This window comes from Sodalis sp. dw_96, from assembly GCF_018449575.1.
Taxonomy (GTDB): domain Bacteria; phylum Pseudomonadota; class Gammaproteobacteria; order Enterobacterales; family Enterobacteriaceae; genus Acerihabitans.
This window is the reverse complement of the sequence record NZ_JAAVUT010000015.1, coordinates 106,225-122,399: the sequence shown is the minus strand read 5'-3', so window position 1 is coordinate 122,399 and position 16,175 is coordinate 106,225. Positions and strand designations below refer to the sequence as shown.

The 16,175-nt window shown below is 54.4% G+C and carries 19 protein-coding genes and 1 tRNA gene; 11 read left to right on the top strand and 9 right to left on the bottom strand.

Features of this window, described 5'->3' with window-relative positions; all coding sequences use genetic code 11:
* Positions 1 to 26: 26 nt before the first annotated feature.
* From purK to ppiB, 4 genes are all read right to left on the bottom strand, one after another.
* The gene (gene purK / locus HB631_RS19670; RefSeq protein ID WP_213992874.1) at positions 27 to 1,103 is read right to left on the bottom strand and encodes a 5-(carboxyamino)imidazole ribonucleotide synthase; all 1,077 of its coding nucleotides are present in this window, start codon (positions 1,101 to 1,103) and stop codon (positions 27 to 29) included.
* Positions 1,100 to 1,609, bottom strand: coding sequence for a 5-(carboxyamino)imidazole ribonucleotide mutase (gene purE / locus HB631_RS19665; RefSeq protein ID WP_213992873.1), 510 nt, complete (start codon positions 1,607 to 1,609; stop codon positions 1,100 to 1,102). Before purE ends, purK begins: the two co-directional genes overlap by 4 nt.
* 136 nt (positions 1,610 to 1,745) lie before the next feature.
* Positions 1,746 to 2,474: a UDP-2,3-diacylglucosamine diphosphatase gene (locus HB631_RS19660; protein ID WP_213992872.1), complete on the bottom strand. Its 729-nt coding sequence runs from the start codon at positions 2,472 to 2,474 to the stop codon at positions 1,746 to 1,748.
* 11 nt (positions 2,475 to 2,485) lie between these two features.
* Entirely contained in the window at positions 2,486 to 2,980 is a 495-nt protein-coding gene (ppiB, locus tag HB631_RS19655) for a peptidylprolyl isomerase B (RefSeq protein ID WP_213992871.1), read from the bottom strand.
* Between the two features lie 423 nt (positions 2,981 to 3,403).
* Here ppiB and cysS point away from each other — a divergent pair, with 423 nt between their 5' ends.
* The gene (cysS, locus tag HB631_RS19650; RefSeq protein WP_213992870.1) at positions 3,404 to 4,789 is read left to right on the top strand and encodes a cysteine--tRNA ligase; all 1,386 of its coding nucleotides are present in this window, start codon (positions 3,404 to 3,406) and stop codon (positions 4,787 to 4,789) included.
* A gap of 152 nt (positions 4,790 to 4,941) precedes the next feature.
* On the opposite strand, the gene ybcJ is transcribed toward cysS, so the two are convergent.
* Both ybcJ and folD read right to left on the bottom strand, forming a co-directional pair.
* A complete protein-coding gene (gene ybcJ / locus HB631_RS19645; RefSeq protein ID WP_213992869.1) occupies positions 4,942 to 5,154 on the bottom strand; it encodes a ribosome-associated protein YbcJ in 213 nt (70 codons plus the stop codon).
* Between the two features lie 12 nt (positions 5,155 to 5,166).
* Positions 5,167 to 6,030: a bifunctional methylenetetrahydrofolate dehydrogenase/methenyltetrahydrofolate cyclohydrolase FolD gene (gene folD, locus HB631_RS19640; protein WP_213992868.1), complete on the bottom strand. Its 864-nt coding sequence runs from the start codon at positions 6,028 to 6,030 to the stop codon at positions 5,167 to 5,169.
* A gap of 183 nt (positions 6,031 to 6,213) precedes the next feature.
* Here folD and HB631_RS19635 point away from each other — a divergent pair.
* A tRNA-Arg gene (locus tag HB631_RS19635) sits at positions 6,214 to 6,290 on the top strand.
* Between the two features lie 165 nt (positions 6,291 to 6,455).
* On the opposite strand, the gene HB631_RS19630 is transcribed toward HB631_RS19635, so the two are convergent.
* The 3 genes from HB631_RS19630 to HB631_RS19620 form a co-directional block, all read right to left on the bottom strand.
* Positions 6,456 to 7,163 (bottom strand): SOS response-associated peptidase family protein, encoded by a 708-nt coding sequence (locus HB631_RS19630; RefSeq protein ID WP_213992867.1) that lies wholly within the window; start codon positions 7,161 to 7,163, stop codon positions 6,456 to 6,458.
* Between the two features lie 106 nt (positions 7,164 to 7,269).
* Positions 7,270 to 7,827, bottom strand: coding sequence for a GNAT family N-acetyltransferase (locus HB631_RS19625; RefSeq protein ID WP_345945724.1), 558 nt, complete (start codon positions 7,825 to 7,827; stop codon positions 7,270 to 7,272).
* Between the two features lie 46 nt (positions 7,828 to 7,873).
* A complete protein-coding gene (locus tag HB631_RS19620) occupies positions 7,874 to 8,203 on the bottom strand; it encodes a DHCW motif cupin fold protein (protein ID WP_213992866.1) in 330 nt (109 codons plus the stop codon).
* 818 nt (positions 8,204 to 9,021) lie between these two features.
* Here HB631_RS19620 and HB631_RS19615 point away from each other — a divergent pair.
* From HB631_RS19615 to HB631_RS19575, 9 genes are all read left to right on the top strand, one after another.
* Positions 9,022 to 9,405 (top strand): hypothetical protein, encoded by a 384-nt coding sequence (locus tag HB631_RS19615; protein ID WP_213992865.1) that lies wholly within the window; start codon positions 9,022 to 9,024, stop codon positions 9,403 to 9,405.
* A 694-nt stretch (positions 9,406 to 10,099) separates the two neighbouring features.
* Positions 10,100 to 10,828, top strand: a complete 729-nt coding sequence (locus tag HB631_RS19610) for a beta-ketoacyl synthase chain length factor (RefSeq protein WP_213992864.1) — start codon at positions 10,100 to 10,102, stop codon at positions 10,826 to 10,828.
* Positions 10,818 to 11,621, top strand: a complete 804-nt coding sequence (locus HB631_RS19605; protein ID WP_213992880.1) for a lysophospholipid acyltransferase family protein — start codon at positions 10,818 to 10,820, stop codon at positions 11,619 to 11,621. Before HB631_RS19610 ends, HB631_RS19605 begins: the two co-directional genes overlap by 11 nt.
* A 15-nt stretch (positions 11,622 to 11,636) precedes the next feature.
* Positions 11,637 to 11,903, top strand: a complete 267-nt coding sequence (locus HB631_RS19600; protein WP_132922875.1) for a phosphopantetheine-binding protein — start codon at positions 11,637 to 11,639, stop codon at positions 11,901 to 11,903.
* A 20-nt stretch (positions 11,904 to 11,923) separates the two neighbouring features.
* Positions 11,924 to 12,172 (top strand): acyl carrier protein, encoded by a 249-nt coding sequence (locus HB631_RS19595; RefSeq protein WP_213992863.1) that lies wholly within the window; start codon positions 11,924 to 11,926, stop codon positions 12,170 to 12,172.
* On the top strand, positions 12,173 to 12,766 hold the full coding sequence (locus tag HB631_RS19590; RefSeq protein ID WP_255557131.1) for a hypothetical protein: 594 nt from the start codon (positions 12,173 to 12,175) through the stop codon (positions 12,764 to 12,766).
* The gene (locus tag HB631_RS19585; protein ID WP_213992862.1) at positions 12,763 to 14,142 is read left to right on the top strand and encodes an AMP-binding protein; all 1,380 of its coding nucleotides are present in this window, start codon (positions 12,763 to 12,765) and stop codon (positions 14,140 to 14,142) included. The genes HB631_RS19590 and HB631_RS19585 overlap by 4 nt, the downstream gene beginning before the upstream one ends.
* Positions 14,129 to 14,479 (top strand): hydroxymyristoyl-ACP dehydratase, encoded by a 351-nt coding sequence (locus tag HB631_RS19580; RefSeq protein WP_213992861.1) that lies wholly within the window; start codon positions 14,129 to 14,131, stop codon positions 14,477 to 14,479. Before HB631_RS19585 ends, HB631_RS19580 begins: the two co-directional genes overlap by 14 nt.
* The gene (locus HB631_RS19575) at positions 14,470 to 16,173 is read left to right on the top strand and encodes a glycosyltransferase family 2 protein (RefSeq protein ID WP_213992860.1); all 1,704 of its coding nucleotides are present in this window, start codon (positions 14,470 to 14,472) and stop codon (positions 16,171 to 16,173) included. The genes HB631_RS19580 and HB631_RS19575 overlap by 10 nt, the downstream gene beginning before the upstream one ends.
* Positions 16,174 to 16,175: the final 2 nt, after the last annotated feature.

The window sequence follows — 16,175 nt, the reverse complement described above, 5'->3', positions numbered from 1 at the left end:
GGGATGAAGCCGGCGACGGACAAAGGTCAGGGCAGCTCGGCCAGACGTTGCTGCGCCCACTGCAATCCGCGCTGGTAATCATCGGGCAATTGTGGCGCGAGCCGCGTCAGGCTGCGATGCAAATAATCCCGATCGGGATGGTTGAAGTTCAGATGGCCCACCTTGCGTCCGGGCCTGACCTCTTTCTCATACCAATGCAAATGCACCAGAGGGTCGTTAAGCCAGCCTTCGTTGACGTCGGTGCCAATCAGATTCACCATTACCGACGGCGTGGTGACCACCGGTTTGGGCAGCGGCAAGTCCAGTATGGCCCGCAAATGCAGCTCGAACTGGCTGATGGAGGCGCCGTTTTGCGTCCAATGGCCGCTGTTATGCACCCGCGGCGCCAGCTCGTTAATCAATAAATCATCGCCTAGAATAAAACACTCCATCGCCATCACGCCGACGTAATTCAGCTCATGCATGATGGCCGACAGCATCAATTCCGCCCGGTGTTGCAATGTCGCGTCCGGCTGCGGCAGCGCGACGCTGGTCCGCAGGATGCCGTCCTGATGCAGATTATGGGTCAGTGGATAAAAAACGCTGCCGCCGTCAAATCCGCGGGCGCCGATTAGCGACACCTCGCCGGAGAAGGGAATACCCTGTTCGACGATACAGCTGCCATAACAATCCTGGGGCAGGTCCGCTTCTTCGCCGGGGGTCAAACGCCACTGGCCGCGGCCGTCGTAGCCGCCGACGCGCCGTTTCACTATGGCCAGATCACCAAAGGAGTTATACACCTGCGGCCACTGCGCCGCCCCGCTGAGCTCCTCCCAGGGCGCGGTGGACAGTCCGAGCTGGTCCAGCAGCTGTTTTTGCGTCAGGCGGTCGGCCAGCCGTGGGAAAATATCCCGGTTGACAAAGGCCTTGTGGCGCGCCAGCTCCAGGGTCAGCGGCGTTTCGGGCCAGCGTTCGATTTCGGCGGTGATCACGCTTTGCTGGAACGGCACCGACTCCGGCTCCGCGTCCAAACCCACCGGAAAGACCTGAATGCCCAAGGGCTCCCCGGCCTGGCGCAGCATGCGCCCCAATTGACCGTTGCCTAAAATGCAAACCGGCTTCATGCATCCTCCCGCGGATCGGGATGGGCCAGGACCTCATCGGTTTGCGCCTGCCGCCAGGCCGCTAAACGGTCGGACAAATCCTTGTCATGCAGCGCCAGTATCTGCGCCGCCAGCATACCGGCATTGGCGGCGCCGGCCTTGCCGATGGCCAGGGTGCCCACCGGTATGCCGCGGGGCATCTGTACGATGGAATACAGGCTATCCACACCACTCAACGCCGCGCTTTGTACCGGCACGCCCAGCACCGGCAGCAGGGTTTTGGCCGCCAGCATGCCCGGCAGGTGGGCCGCACCGCCCGCCCCGGCGATAATCACCTGAATACCCGCCGCCGCCGCTCCCTCGGCAAAATTAAACAGCTTATCCGGAGTGCGGTGCGCCGAGACAATTTCCACATGAAAGGAAACCTGCAGCAAAGTGAGAATCTCAGCGGCAAATTGCATAGTGGCCCAGTCGCTTTTGGACCCCATAATGATGGCGATTTTTGCCGGGGCAAGATTGGATTGCATGGCCGTAATGCTCCTGTGGTTGCGCTAACGGCCCCCGCCACGCCGGGATGCCGTTCAAAGAGGGCGTAGAGCATATCATGTGTAATGGGTGAGGAAAACGGTTGCGTACCCAACCAACGCAGAAATTCCCTGCCTATTATTCGTCGAAAGGAAATTCAATCAGTTCGATACTGTCCCGGCTGACTTTAATCATCGAACCCTGCTGATGCCAGGCGCCCAATACCGCCCGATGGAGCTGGCCCGACGGCAATTTCTGGTTATGAATGGCCGGGCGGTGGGTATGGCCGTGAATCAGCCAGTCCACTCCGTGACGCTCCGCAACCGAGGCCACCGCCTGCGGATTGACATCCATGATGTCGGGGGATTTGGTTTGGTTGGCTTGCCGGCTGCCGGCACGCATCCGTTCAGCTATCCTCAGCCGCCAGCGCAGCGGCAAGGCCAGGAATAATCGCTGTAGCCAGCGCCGGTTGACGCGCCGTCGGTAACGTTGATAGCGGACATCATCGGTACACAGGGTATCGCCGTGCAGAATAAGGATTCGATGGTCGTATAATTCCAGCCGCTGCTCTTCAGGCAGTATGGTCATACCGCAAGCTTCGGCGAACCGTCCGCCCAGCAGGAAATCACGGTTGCCGTGGATAAAAAAGCACGGGATGCCTTTTTTATGCAGGGTGTGCAGCGCCGCCGCGACTTGGCGATGCAACGGGGCGGGATCGTCATCGCCTATCCAGGCTTCAAACAGATCGCCCAAAATATAGAGCGCATCGGCGTGAACCGCTTGCCGTTGTAAAAAATGCACAAAACCGGCGGTGATCGCCGGCTCTTTATGACTCAGATGGAGATCCGCGATAAATAAGGTTGTCATTGCCGCGGGGATTAATCTTCCACCGTGACGCTGGTGATAATCACATCTTCTTTCGGCACATCCTGGTGCATGCCGCTGCGGCCGGTGGCGACATTTTTGATTTTGTCCACCACATCCAATCCGCCGGTGACTTCAGCGAAGACGCAGTAGCCCCAACCGTCGGCATTTTCAGAGCGGAAATTCAAAAAGTCATTGTCCACCAGATTAATGAAAAACTGCGCGGTGGCGGAATGGGGATCGTTGGTTCGCGCCATTGCCAAAGTGCCACGGTTATTTTTTAAACCGTTATTGGCCTCGTTTTTGATTGTCGCCTTGGTGGCTTTTTGCTCCATGCCCGGTTCAAAACCACCGCCCTGAATCATAAAACCGTTAATCACCCGATGGAAAATGGTATTATCATAAAAGCCGTTACGGCAATAATTCAGGAAATTCTCGACTGTTAACGGTGCCTTGTCGGCGAAAGTGTTAATGACGATGTCGCCGTGATTAGTGTGGAAAGTGACCATAAATAGTTGTCCTACGAGTCAGAAAGGGAGTTATACCCAATAGATTTCAAGTGGCAGCAAGGCGGCAAGCTCGTGGTTCCCCGGCCGCTTAGATAACTCAGCGCCTGGGTTGCGCGAGCGCAGCCAACACAGCTGGCTTGAAAGATGACGGGTATATTCACTGCCAGGGAAACAGACCGATTTATAACATAAGTCCGGCGTGGAGTCAGCATGCACCGCAGATAACACCGGTTTCTGTTATCATCCCCGGTCAAATCCCCTGCAAAACGGTTGTTTTCCGGTCACGGCGTAACCCTCCGGGCTCCCGTGGCGCCTGGTCTTGCATTCCCGATGCCTTCAGGGTTCAATACCCCGTTGCATGAACAATCTGTCTAAACTTATCGGTATACACACGTACCCGTTACTACCATGGAATGAATGTAGATGCTGAAGATTTTTAATACCCTGACCAGACAAAAAGAGGAATTTAAACCTATTCATGCCGGAAAAGTCGGCATGTACGTGTGTGGCATCACTGTTTATGACCTTTGTCATATCGGCCACGGTCGCACTTTCGTGGCTTTCGACGTCGTGACCCGCTACCTGCGGTTTAAAGGTTACGAGGTTAATTACGTACGTAATATCACCGATATCGACGATAAGATTATCCATCGCGCGGCGCAAAATAAAGAGAGCATCGAGCAGCTTACCAGCAGAATGATCGATGAAATGCACCAGGATTTCGATACGCTGAATATTGAGCGCCCTGACAGCGAACCCCGTGCCACCTTCCATATGGCGGATATCATCGAGCTGGTGGAAGTACTCATCGGCAAAGATCATGCTTATATCGCCGCCAATGGCGACGTGATGTTTGCCGTGGATACCGACCCTTCCTATGGCGAACTGTCGCGCCAGGACCTGGAACAGCTCCAGGCCGGAGCGCGGGTTGAAGTGGCCGATGTCAAACGCAACCCCATGGATTTTGTGCTGTGGAAGATGTCCAAGGCCGGCGAACCAAGCTGGCCTTCGCCCTGGGGCCAGGGCCGTCCCGGCTGGCATATTGAATGTTCGGCCATGAACTGCAAACAGCTCGGTAACCATTTCGATATCCACGGCGGGGGATCGGATTTGATGTTTCCCCACCATGAAAACGAAATTGCACAGTCCACCTGTGCCCATGAGGGGCCCTACGTCAACTATTGGATGCATTCGGGCATGGTGATGGTGGATCGTGAAAAGATGTCCAAGTCGCTGAATAACTTTTTCACCGTGCGCGATGTGCTGAAGTATTATGATGCTGAAACGGTGCGGTATTTCCTGATGTCGGGACATTATCGCAGCCAATTGAACTACAGCGAGGAAAACCTCAAGCAGGCGAGGTCTTCCCTCGAACGCCTCTACATCGCGCTGCGCGGGACCGATCCCGAAACCGTGCCGGCGGGGGGCGAGAGTTTCCATGCGCAATTCGTTGCCGCCATGGACGATGATTTCAATACGCCGGAAGCCTACTCGGTACTGTTCGAGATGGCGCGTGAAGTTAACCGGCTGAAGGTGGAGAGTCCGCAGGCGGTGGCGGGGTTGGCCGCCGCGTTGCGTCAGTTGGGTAATGTTCTCGGCCTGTTGTCACAAGACCCGGAGCAATTTCTGCAGCACGGCGCACAGACGGATGATGACGAAACCGCACAAATTGAAGCCTTGATTAAACAGCGTAATGATGCCCGTAAAGAGAAAAACTGGCTGCTGGCGGATCAGGCCCGGAAACAGCTCACCGACATGGGCATCGTACTGGAAGACAGCGCTCAGGGCACTATCTGGCGCCGTGGTTAGAAAGGCACGCGAAGAAGGCGGATCCCGCCGCTATCGGCTACCCTTATCCCTGCGGGACAGAGCAACGGCCTTCTAAGCCGTAGGTCGCTGTTCTAAACCCCGTGGGGGTTGTCATTTCGCTATCGCAAAAGGGTGTGGTGGAATATGCCGGTCTATTCGACGATTTTTACCACCTGACCGAGAAATTCCACCTGCTGATTAATAACGATCTTACACCGCTTACGGGTTTCCATTACCCCGTTTACTTTTACCTGCTGGCCATTGATGGCGGTTTTTGCCGCCGCGCCGCTATGGCACCATCCCTGAAATTTTAATAAATCGCACAAAGCAATGTGCGGGTGGCCTGCTAGAGAAAATGTTTCCATCGTATTCCGCCGTTATGATGCTGTATCGTGAAATTCTTCACATGCCTGCAAGGTATTTTGAATCAGGGTGGCCACCGTCATCGGACCGACGCCGCCGGGCACCGGCGTGATATAGGATGCCCGCTGCGCGGCAACGTCAAAATCCACATCCCCCACCAGCTTACCGTTGTCCAACCGGTTAACGCCCACGTCCAGCACCACCGCGCCGGGTTTTATCCATTCCCCGGCGATCACGCCGGGTTTGCCCACCGCCACCACCAGAATATCGGCATATTGTATATGCCGCTGCAAATCCTTGGTGAAACGATGGGTGACCGTCACTGTACATCCGGCCAGCAGCAGCTCCATGCTCATGGGACGGCCGACGATATTGGACGCGCCCACCACCACGGCGTTGGCGCCGTAAGTTTCAATGTTGTAATGCTCCAGCAGGGTAATGATACCCCGGGGCGTGCACGGTCGCAGCAGCGGCGCGCGCTGACATAAACGTCCGACGTTATAGGGGTGGAAGCCGTCCACATCCTTATCCGGTCGGATGCGCTCCAGAACATTGATATTATCCATGCCCGGCGGCAGCGGCAGCTGTACCAGAATACCGTCGATTTGCCCGTCGGCATTCAACTCGTCGATTAACGCCAGAAGTGCGGCTTCGCTGACGGTAGAGGGTAAATTGTAGGAGCGGGAAACAAAGCCGACATCCTCGCAGGCCTTGCGTTTATTGGCGACATATATTTGTGATGCGGGATTTTCTCCCACCAGCACCACTGCCAGTCCGGGCGCACGTTTCCCGGCGCCCAAACGCTGTTTTACCCGTACGGCAACTTCATTCCTGACCTGTTGAGCAATCGTTTTGCCATCAATGAGTTTTGCTACCATCAGAATCGCTAGTCCATCCGTTTAACCTGCTGAGATGGGCTATTTTGGCAGAAGCGCGGCCCGCTGTCAGGCACTGAATGCGATCCGGTTGTTTATCCTGCGAGCACTCGGCAGAAAACCCATTGACTCGACCTCTTTGCTACGTATAATCCAAACCGCATTATCCCGCATCTTAGTCGTCGGGCGCCCTTAGCTCAGTTGGATAGAGCAACGGCCTTCTAAGCCGTAGGTCACTGGTTCGAATCCAGTAGGGCGTACCATTTAATCTCAATGGGTTATACCGATTTAAATTTACCTTTCTCTTAGCTTGCGACGCTATTGCGTCGTCATCGCCGAATACCGCATCCGGTTTGCCGCCATGTTGCGTTATATGACCTTACAACCGCTCTGAGCCAGCCGATTAACCGCACTAGAGAATACTTGAGCTAAATAATGGGATTTTCTATGCTTTTGATTATCGCCGCGCTGTTGTTATGGATATTGCCAACGGCCTTGCCCACCGGATGGAAGGTGAATTCGTCGGCCGGTATTCCACAATCAAGGGCCAATTGTTCCGCGTGTTCCGGAGAAGTATCAAAAGACAACCATTCTAAACACGCCTTCCTCGTCATAACCAGGGGGCGGCGATCGTGGATATCCAGCAATCCTTTATCACTGGCCGCCGTTACGATAACAAACCCATCCTCATCCGGCGCATCCAAAGCATCGGCATGAAATCGGCTGATGGCTGCCAAGAAAATCGGCTTCTTGTTCTGGTGATAGATGAAGTAAGGTTGTTTGGCTTTTGCGTCGCCAGGGACTTTTTTCCATTCATACCAGCCATCGGCCATTATCAGGGCGCGGCCGGTGTTCCAGAGCGGCTTGAACATGCGGCTCGCGGCCGCTGTTTCGACGCGGGCATTAATCATGGGAGTCCGTCCTGATTCTTTCGCCCATGCAGGCTGATATCCCCAATTGACGGGATCAAGGTGTAATTTGTCATCGCGCTGGTTCAGCATCAGGACGCGGGTGCCTGGCGCAACGTTGTACCTGCCGATAGGCTCGCCATCAAGAACGCCGACAAATTCAACGCCGGCGTTTAGGAATTCCAGGTATTCCTCTTTTGTTTCAAATTGAGCAAATCGGCCGCACATGGTGCTTTATCAGATTGTTAACGGGAACTTTAGTTTAGGAGGAATTTTACAAGAGGAGCCTATCTGGAAGTTAAAGAGAATTTTCGAGAATTCACTATTGATGATGTCACGAACGCGCCAATGATATATCGTTTTTCGCCAATTGATTTTTAATGCTATAGATAATGCTTGCCGGTATGGGAAGTTGTTCTTTCAGCCGTGCTACCGGCCGCATTCCGGCTTTTTCAAGCACACGGCGTGATGCGGCGTGATTTTCTCGCACGATGGCGGACACTTCTTTTAGCTTTAGGGTATTGAAGCCAAAATCTATCGCCAGGCGGCAAAATTCCGTAGCCAATCCTTTTCCCCAGGTTTCATAAGCAAAACGATAACCCAGGTTGATAGGGCGGTTTTCACCCAGGTCGCGATAGCTCAGGCCGCCGAAACCGATAATCTTGTCAGGATTGTCTTTTAAAACAATCGTCCATGTACCGAAAAAATTCCGTTGCCAATGGCCGAGCCAGCTTTCGAGGCACAGGCTGGCCGCGTGTTCATCGGGGAGGGGACCGACGGGGTTGAAACGATGTGTTCTAACATCGCCAAAGATGGAAAACAAGCTTGATAAATCGCTTTGTTCCGGGGCGCGGGCAATCAGGCGTTCCGATTCAACCATAGTGGAAGACACGTTTTGCTCCACTCCTCGTAAGATCGGTTACATAATATTCAGACAGTTAATCCACGATAAACAGTTTGGCGCCGGCGACCGTGGATGAGCGATGAGGTTCTGCATTGTCCGCAACCTGGTAACTGACACCGGGTGTAAGGGTAAAAACCCGTCCATCGCCAAGCTCTGTATGGAGCTCACCCTCCAGGCAATAAAGTATATGTCCCTTCGAACACCAGTGATCCGCCAGATAATCCGGAGAATATTCTACCATTCTTACCCGTATATTGTTAAATCTACAGGTCCTCCAGGTGGCATATCCGGTCTCTCCCGGGTGCATTTCCGGCTCGATATTCGACCAGTCGGTGATACCGAACGGTGTGTTTTCCATTTGCATCCAACGCTGCTCCTGATGTGTGCTGTTAAAAACAATGATAACGGCGATTTTGACAGGTTAACGCTGCCATGAATTAACGCAACGTTTAACGTGGGATTTGGTTGTCTCATGTCCGCGATTTTAAGAACAGTAGACAAAAAAATGCCCGCAACTGGCTGCGCGGGCAAAAAAGCTACCTTAAACAATGAAATTGGCTTCATGGGGGAAGCCAATGGCACGATACCAAAATAAAGGTGAGGTTTTTGTAGTGAATTCGTTTTGAGTTGCAACAATTAGCGGCGTTATGGTCGATATGGAGCACCGGACAAAAAAAAGCCCGCATAAGCGGGCGACAAGTATACACACAACAAATGGCAAGGAGATGAGGGTTGTTTCTTTAATGATTATGTTCGTTCGAATGTAGGTTTATGTCATGGCTGAGTAAGTCTTTCTGTGAAGATGTAAGACGCAGTGAGAGAGAAAAGAGCCCGTTGTTAACGGGCGAATCGAGTCAAGTAAACAATGGGATTTCCATGGAGAATGACTATATGCTCTTCGAACACTTAAGCAAATCTTACGTTTCATTCCAAAGACGATAATGCGATTATCGTACCAATTGCGGTTATGTTGAAATATCAGCACATATTAACCTTTAAATGATGGTGGTTAATGCTGCCCAGAGATGACCGCCGCCAGGCTTTTCGTGGGCATGTCAAACAACACTCCCCCCGCCCCCCGGTTTTGTTTCAGTGCATTGTAATATAGAAAGATTATTGACTGACACGGCGGACATAACATATTATATAGCTCTCAGGGACTGAAAAATGTAAGCGAATATTATGGAAAAAAATACTTTGTTCGTTATGGTTTTTGTTTTTGCGTTAGCCGGTTGTGTGCGTACCGCGCCGGTGTTAAATGTCTCCGAGCCTATCACCGCTCATCACAGCGCCGATGAGGTGAAAGCCGCCATCCTTTGGGCAGGGATTAAACACGAATGGGTGATGACCCCCGTTGCTCCCGGCATTATCGACGGCCATCTCAAGCAGCGTGATCATATGGCGAATATTCGTATCACCTATTCTCCCACCGGCTATTCCATCAATTATGTCAATAGTCAAAATTTGATGGCGGATAAGGGTCAAATCCACCGAAATTACAATCGATGGATCCAAAACCTCGATCACGATATCCAGTTAAAACTCTCTTCCAAGCAGGTTAATTAGAGTAGCAGGCCGAATGTCGCTCATTCGGCTGGTTGATCCATTAAATATGGCCTGCTTCTTGAGGGAAAACTGTGCATTACGAATATCATTGCGCTGATTTCGGCCCGTCGGATATGGCGGGATCAAGCCATTAAGCGAATGAATTGTTACTAAAGGTAATCAGTGTCTTGTCGATAACCCTTTCCGTCCTGTATCAATTATTCCAGCCAGCGCGAGCAAGCGGGGCTGTTGTTTACCCATTCCTTCCGATTGGGCTATTCATGCTTCGTTGCCGCAGCCGCCCAGACCGGTTACGCCACGGGTGGCGCCGTCGGTAAATAAACCGGGCGCTGCTATGATTACGAACGGGAGACATGCATTTTTATCTCGTCAGGGCTTCATGCATTTGGCCGGCATCAGGTGAATGGTACCGAAGCAGACGAATCCGATCGTAACCAGGGTGGCGCTGTGGCTATGCTGCCGGATAGCATCGGGATGGCGAAGGGTGTTGGATGCGTCTGTCTGCTAAGACACTTAACCCTTATTAAACCAAAGTGAGAGAAAGGTAAAACGGCACATCGCTGAAGCTGAATGGGACGTGGAGCATAAGTAACGTATCGGCAAAAAAAGACCGGATGAGTTGTCGTGCTCAAGGCAATAAAGCGCAATTCGTGTTTTGATAGCCGGTAATTGTCGCTTGAAGAAGAACTATCGTATGAAATTAACCTTTTCACTTCTTGACTGGCAAGCCAGCGCACCCGGACTTGGCGCCGCCGATGAATGGCGGCGCTGGGCCGCCCATTCCGCGTTTATCGACCCGGAGAGCCCGCTGGTTAAATGCAGCCAGCTGCCGATGATGACGGCGCGTCGTCTGAACAGCGGCAGCAGGGCGGCGGTGGATTGCGGCCTGGCGCTGCTGCGTCGGCAGAAAGTTGATGCCATTGTGTTTACCAGCCGGCACGGCGAATTGGAGCGAAACCTTAGAATTCTGCGGGCGCTGGCGCAAGAAGAAGAAACCTCGCCGACAGATTTCGCCATGTCGGTGCATAATGCGGCGTCGGGAAGCCTGACTATCGCGGCAGCCATGCCGCTGGTCACCACCTCGCTGGCAGCGGGCATTGATTCTTTTCAGCAAGGTCTGGTGGAGGTAGCCGCCTTGCAGGCTGCCGGATACGAACATGTTCTGCTGGTGGATTTTGATGGTGCTGTTCCGGCTTTTTACCAAGACAGGATCCCGACACAGATGCCCCGTTATCCCTATGCGGTCGCTTTATTATTAAGTAAGGGAGATACGATGAGTTGTGAGTCCGATACGGCAGGAAAGTTGGAGGAGCCATTTATGGCACAGAGCCTGCAGTTTTTACATGCCGCGCTGGCGGAGCAGGCGCAGTTTGTCATCTACGGTGAGCGCCTGGCTTGGCAATGGACCCGGTATGGTGGCTAAAGTCCTGCGGCCGTGGGTCGCTACTACTACGGGTTTTGGTCGCCTTTGGCGCCTGCTCATGGGCGGGTGCTGCTTGGTGTTATTCAGCCTGGGGGGATTGTTGATGTCCCTGGTCTGGTTCAATCTTTTGCTTATAGTGCAGCGGGATGCGTCAAAGCGACGCCAGCTGGCGCGTCGAAGCATTTCCGCCAGCTTCCGGCTTTTTCTTGGTACCGCCCGCGCATTGGGGGTGCTTGATTATCGTATTGACGGCATAGAGTCATTGCAAAACGACCACGGTTGCCTTGTGGTGGCAAACCACCCGACGCTTATCGACTATGTTCTGCTGGCCTCCGTTATGCCAGATGTCGATTGTCTGGTTAAAGCCGACCTGCTTCATCATTTTTTTTTCCGCGGCGTGATTCGTGCGGCGGACTATCTGGTTAATAGCCAGGGCAAGACATTGGTGGCAACCTGCCGGCAACGGCTGCTTAACGGGGATACCATCATGATTTTTCCAGAAGGGACCCGTACCCGCTATGGCACGGCGCCGGTATTAAAGCGCGGCGCGGCCAATATCGCCGTGCGTTGCGGCTGCGATCTGAGGGTTGTGCATATCCATTGCAGCGAGCAGATCCTGAACAAGCAGAGCCGGTGGTACCAAACCTCCCCAGCGAAACCGTTTTTTACAATCAGCGTTCGGGAACGTATCAGTATCAGTTCATTCATGGCAAAGGAAGAAGATACGCAACCCATAGCGGTGCGGCATCTGAATCGTTTTTTACAGCAGGCGTTAACGCCGGAGCTTTTATAATTTTTGGAAACAGGTATGGAAGAATTATCCCTTGAGATAAAACAAATGATTATCGACACGCTTAATCTAGAGGAGATGAGTGTGGATGAAATCGAGACCGATGCACCCTTATTTGGGGATGGCCTCGGGTTAGACTCCATCGATGCCTTGGAACTGGGACTTGCGGTCAAAAACCGTTACGGTGTGATGCTGTCGGCGGAAAGCGAAGAGATGCGTCAGCACTTTTTCTCCGTGGCGACACTGGCCGTCTTCATTAATGCTCAGCGCCTCAAGAGTGCCTGATAATACATAACGAGTCGATTATGGACAAAAAACAAATTTATCAGGAAATAACCGGGCTGCTGGAGAAGTTATTTGAAATCGATGCGGCGCAAATAAAACCAGAATCGCGTCTCTATGAAGATCTCGAGCTGGACAGCATCGATGCCGTGGATATGGTGGTCCACTTGCAAAAGCGAATCGGCCATAAAATATCGCCGGAAACCTTCAAGTCTGTGCGCACCGTGCAGGATGTGGTTGACGCGGTAGAACAGTTGGTGAGCTCTGACTGAATGGCGCAGGCCACTGTTGTTGCCGGCAAAACGGTGCAAACACTATTACGCGGCCTGGGCTGGTTAATGGTGCCGGCATGGCCTCTGCTGGTGTGGATAAGCTTTGCGCATCCGCATATCCGCTGGCTGCTGCCGCTCCTGGCGCTGATTTTTGTGCTGCGAATGCTGACGCTTTGGGGGAAAAAAGGCGCCATGGGACAGACGGCGAAGGTTTTGGCGCTGGCCGGGATAATGCTTTGTAGTGCCAGTCTGGCGTTGCGCAATCTGCATTTGCTGCTGTGGTATCCGGTGGCGGTCAATGCCGTTATGCTGGTGCTGTTCGGCGGATCGCTGTTAACGGCCATGCCCCTGGTGGAGCGTCTGGCCCGGTTGCGGGAACCGGAGCTTCCCCTGAGGGCCGTTGCCTATGTACGCCGTGTTACGCAAGTCTGGTGTCTGTTTTTCATCATTAACGGCAGCATTGCGCTGGCGACCTGTCTGGCTGGGAGTTTGCATTGGTGGACATTATGGAACGGCATGTTGAGCTACCTGATGATGGGGTCGCTGGCGGCCGGAGAATGGTGGGTCCGCAGGCGTTTGAGGGCCGGTTTATGAACGCGCCCCGTCCTCTGGCCTTTAATCAGTGGCTCACCGGTGAAAATGACCGGCGTATCGTGGCGGATGACGGCAAGGAGCAGTACACCCTGGCGCAGATGCGCGGACAGGCGCAGGCCCTCTGTCGGCGGCTGCAATCGCTATCCCAGCTGCGTTGGGCGCTGTGTTTCGAAGACAGCTATCTTTTTACCGTTGCTTTGCTGGCCGCATTGCATGCCGGCAAGATTCCCGTTATTCCGGGGCATATCCGTCAATCTCTGTTGCAGGAACAATCCGGCGATTTTGATGGTGTTATCACTGATGCCTGCCTGACCCTGTCATGTCCGGTGCTGGGAGTGGACGACGGCGACGATGGTTTAAGCTATTCCGGGTTAAGCTGCGCCGATTTAACTGACGGATTGCCCGCCATCGATCCCGCGGCTTATGTTGTGCTGTTTACCTCAGGTTCCACGGGAAAACCGCGCCAGGTCAATAAACCGGTGCGGTGCCTCGAGGAGGAGTCGCACTGGCTGGCGCAACTCTGGGGGATGCGTCTGGCGGGTTGCCACTTTGTTGCTTCGGTCAGCCATCAGCATCTGTATGGGCTGACTTTTCGCATTTGCCTGCCCATGGCTCTGGGATTAAGTTTTGACAGTCGCCAGGTGCTCTATAGCGAACAATTGGCCTGCCATTCATCCGGTCGGCGGTATGCTTTTATCAGTAGCCCGGCATTTCTGCGCCGCCTGGATATGTCCCTGCAATCCCCCGGGTGCCGGTTAATTGTTTCCGCCGGCGGCGCGTTGCCCTGGGTGAATGCCGATGGGGCGCGTCGGTGGTTCAGCCAGACGGTGGATGAAATCTACGGCAGTACTGAAACCGGCGTGCTGGCCTGGCGCAGCCGCCAGGAGGAACACACGCCGTGGCAGCCTTTCTACGGTGTCACCCTGTCCTGCGACCAACAGGAAAACTGGTGGGCGCGCTCGGCATTAATCCCGTTGGAGCAAGGGCTGAAGCTTGATGACAAGCTCGCTTTTGAGGCCACGGGCGGTTTTCAGCTGTGCGGTCGTCACGATCGCATCGTCAAAATCGAGGACAAGCGCATCTCTTTAAGCGAAATTGAACGGCGCTTAATGGCGCTGCCGGAAGTCGCGGATGCGGTTGCCTTGCAGGTTGCTCGTCCCGGACGCAGTGGTGTCGGCGTGGTGCTGGTGCTGCGCTCCCCGACTCAGGCTGCCGATTTGCCGCTGCTTAAACGGCAGTGGCGCCATGAGCTGCATCAGTGGCTGGAGCCGGTGGCTATGCCGCGTTTTTGGCGCATCATCGATGCGATTCCCCTCAACAGTCAAAGCAAACGCGCCTGGCCGCAAATACAGGAGTTGTTCCATGCTGCCCGTTGAGCTTTCCAGGCATGCAGATGAGCGTCAGGCGGAACTCTGCCTGCGGGTGGACGGGGATTTGTTCTGGTTTCAGGGACATTTCCCCGGCTATCCGCTGCTGCCGGGGATGGCGCAGCTGGACTGGGTACTGCTGTACGGTGGCGAGCTGTTGGCGCCGGGCTGGCAATTTTCCGCCGTCGAAAGCATTAAATTTCAGCGCCCAATCCTGCCGGGCAGTACTCTGCGGCTAAAGCTGGCCTGGCAGGTGGAAAGATGTCTGCTCACCTTCAGCTATACGATTTTGCATAAGGATGGGGAGCAAGTGGCCAGCAGCGGGAAAATCAGTTTATGTCAGTAGACGGCGTTATCTCCCTTTGTATTATGATCCCCTGTTACAATCATGGCGCCACCATGGCGGATGTGCTGTCGCGTCTGGCGCTGTTCAACCTGCCGGTTATCATCGTGGATGACGGTAGCGATGAGCCGACCCGGCAGATGCTTGGGCAATTGGCCCGGGAGCGCCGGGAGGTCTTTTTGGTGCGTCTGGATCATAACAGCGGTAAGGGCGCCGCGGTTATTCGCGGACTGACCGCGGCGTCCGCGGCCGGTTACAGCCATGCCTTGCAGGTGGATGCCGACGGACAGCACCGGATCGAAGATATTCCCCGGCTGCTGGCGGAAGCGCGCCTTCATCCCGAATGCCTTATTTCCGGCTGTCCGGTTTACGATGCATCCGTGCCGAAGTCGCGCCTTTATGGTCGATATGTCACCCATGTATGGGTGTGGATAGAAACCCTCTCATTCTCCATAAAGGACAGTATGTGCGGCTTTAGGGTCTATCCCATCAGGCCGGTGCTGGCCCTTGCCGCAAAACGCGGTCTTGGGCAGCACATGGATTTCGACACGGAAATCATGGTACGCCTGTATTGGCAGGGAACGACAAGCCGTTTCATCACGACCCGGGTCATTTATCCGGAAGCTGGAATTTCCCATTTCGACGCCTTGTGGGACAACCTGCGGATTTCCTGGATGCATACCCGGCTGTTTTTCGGCATGCTGCCCCGAATTCCCGCTCTGTTACGGCGCCGGCGACACTGGTCGGGCATGGATGAACGCAAGGGGTTGCTGGGCATGCGCTTTATGCTCGCGGTTTACCGACGGCTGGGGAGGGGTGTCTTTAATGTGTTGCTCAGGCCGGTTATCGCCTTTTATTGGCTGACCGGCAGCGTACAGCGCCGCGCATCCCGGCAATGGCTGAGCCAGGTCAGCCGCTATGCCCGTTCGCAGGGGGCGGTGTTGCCGGCGCCCTTGAGCAGCTATCGGCATTTTTTGCGATTTGGTGGCGCCATGCTGGATAAAATCGCCAGTTGGCGCGGCGACCTGCTGTGGGGGCGGGATATAGATTTTGCTCCCGGCGCCCGCGACGCCATCGAAACCTCGATGCGACGGGGACAACTGATCCTGGCCTCGCATCTGGGGGATTTGGAGGTATGCCGCGCCATGGCTCAACAGGTGAGCGGGGTGGTGATTAATGCCCTGGTGTTTACCGATAATGCCCTGCGTTTTAAACAGTTGCTGGAGGAAATTGCCCCCCGGGCGGGAGTGAATCTGATGCCGGTGAATAATATTGGTCCGGAAACCGCCATACTGTTGAAACAAAAGCTGGACGCCGGCGAGTGGGTGGCTATCGTGGGGGATCGCACGGCGATAAACCCGCAGCGGGGCGGGGTACGCCGGGTTATCTGGAGCAGTTTCCTGGGCCGTGAGGCGCCGTTTCCCCAGGGACCCTTTGTGCTGGCGGCGGCGTTGCGCTGCCCTGTGCTGCTGATGTTTGCCATTCGCGAACAGGACAAGCTGCGGGTCTACTGCGAACATTTTGCCGACCCCGTTATGCTGCCTCGCACCAGCCGGCAGGCGGCACTGCAGCAGGTGGTGGATCGCTATGCCGAAAGACTGGGGCATTTCGCCCTGAAAGCACCGCTGGACTGGTTTAATTTTTTCGATTTCTGGCAGTTGCCGGATGAGCGACGCACAACGGAACAGAAGGAGTGACG

Excerpts from the sequence above, each read along its gene's own strand:
- HB631_RS19575 (WP_213992860.1), top strand. The coding sequence starts at position 14,470 with ATGTCAGTAGACGGCGTTATCTCCCTTTGTATTATGATCCCCTGTTAC.
- HB631_RS19580 (WP_213992861.1), top strand. The coding sequence starts at position 14,129 with ATGCTGCCCGTTGAGCTTTCCAGGCATGCAGATGAGCGTCAGGCGGAA.
- cysS (WP_213992870.1), top strand. The coding sequence starts at position 3,404 with ATGCTGAAGATTTTTAATACCCTGACCAGACAAAAAGAGGAATTTAAA.
- purK (WP_213992874.1), bottom strand. The coding sequence starts at position 1,103 with ATGAAGCCGGTTTGCATTTTAGGCAACGGTCAATTGGGGCGCATGCTG.
- HB631_RS19595 (WP_213992863.1), top strand. The coding sequence starts at position 11,924 with ATGGACAAAAAACAAATTTATCAGGAAATAACCGGGCTGCTGGAGAAG.
- HB631_RS19630 (WP_213992867.1), bottom strand. The coding sequence starts at position 7,163 with ATGTGCGGCCGATTTGCTCAATTTGAAACAAAAGAGGAATACCTGGAA.
- ppiB (WP_213992871.1), bottom strand. The coding sequence starts at position 2,980 with ATGGTCACTTTCCACACTAATCACGGCGACATCGTCATTAACACTTTC.
- HB631_RS19660 (WP_213992872.1), bottom strand. The coding sequence starts at position 2,474 with ATGACAACCTTATTTATCGCGGATCTCCATCTGAGTCATAAAGAGCCG.
- HB631_RS19590 (WP_255557131.1), top strand. The coding sequence starts at position 12,173 with ATGGCGCAGGCCACTGTTGTTGCCGGCAAAACGGTGCAAACACTATTA.
- HB631_RS19585 (WP_213992862.1), top strand. The coding sequence starts at position 12,763 with ATGAACGCGCCCCGTCCTCTGGCCTTTAATCAGTGGCTCACCGGTGAA.
- HB631_RS19615 (WP_213992865.1), top strand. The coding sequence starts at position 9,022 with ATGGAAAAAAATACTTTGTTCGTTATGGTTTTTGTTTTTGCGTTAGCC.
- ybcJ (WP_213992869.1), bottom strand. The coding sequence starts at position 5,154 with ATGGAAACATTTTCTCTAGCAGGCCACCCGCACATTGCTTTGTGCGAT.
- folD (WP_213992868.1), bottom strand. The coding sequence starts at position 6,030 with ATGGTAGCAAAACTCATTGATGGCAAAACGATTGCTCAACAGGTCAGG.
- purE (WP_213992873.1), bottom strand. The coding sequence starts at position 1,609 with ATGCAATCCAATCTTGCCCCGGCAAAAATCGCCATCATTATGGGGTCC.
- HB631_RS19610 (WP_213992864.1), top strand. The coding sequence starts at position 10,100 with ATGAAATTAACCTTTTCACTTCTTGACTGGCAAGCCAGCGCACCCGGA.
- HB631_RS19605 (WP_213992880.1), top strand. The coding sequence starts at position 10,818 with ATGGTGGCTAAAGTCCTGCGGCCGTGGGTCGCTACTACTACGGGTTTT.
- HB631_RS19620 (WP_213992866.1), bottom strand. The coding sequence starts at position 8,203 with ATGCAAATGGAAAACACACCGTTCGGTATCACCGACTGGTCGAATATC.
- HB631_RS19600 (WP_132922875.1), top strand. The coding sequence starts at position 11,637 with ATGGAAGAATTATCCCTTGAGATAAAACAAATGATTATCGACACGCTT.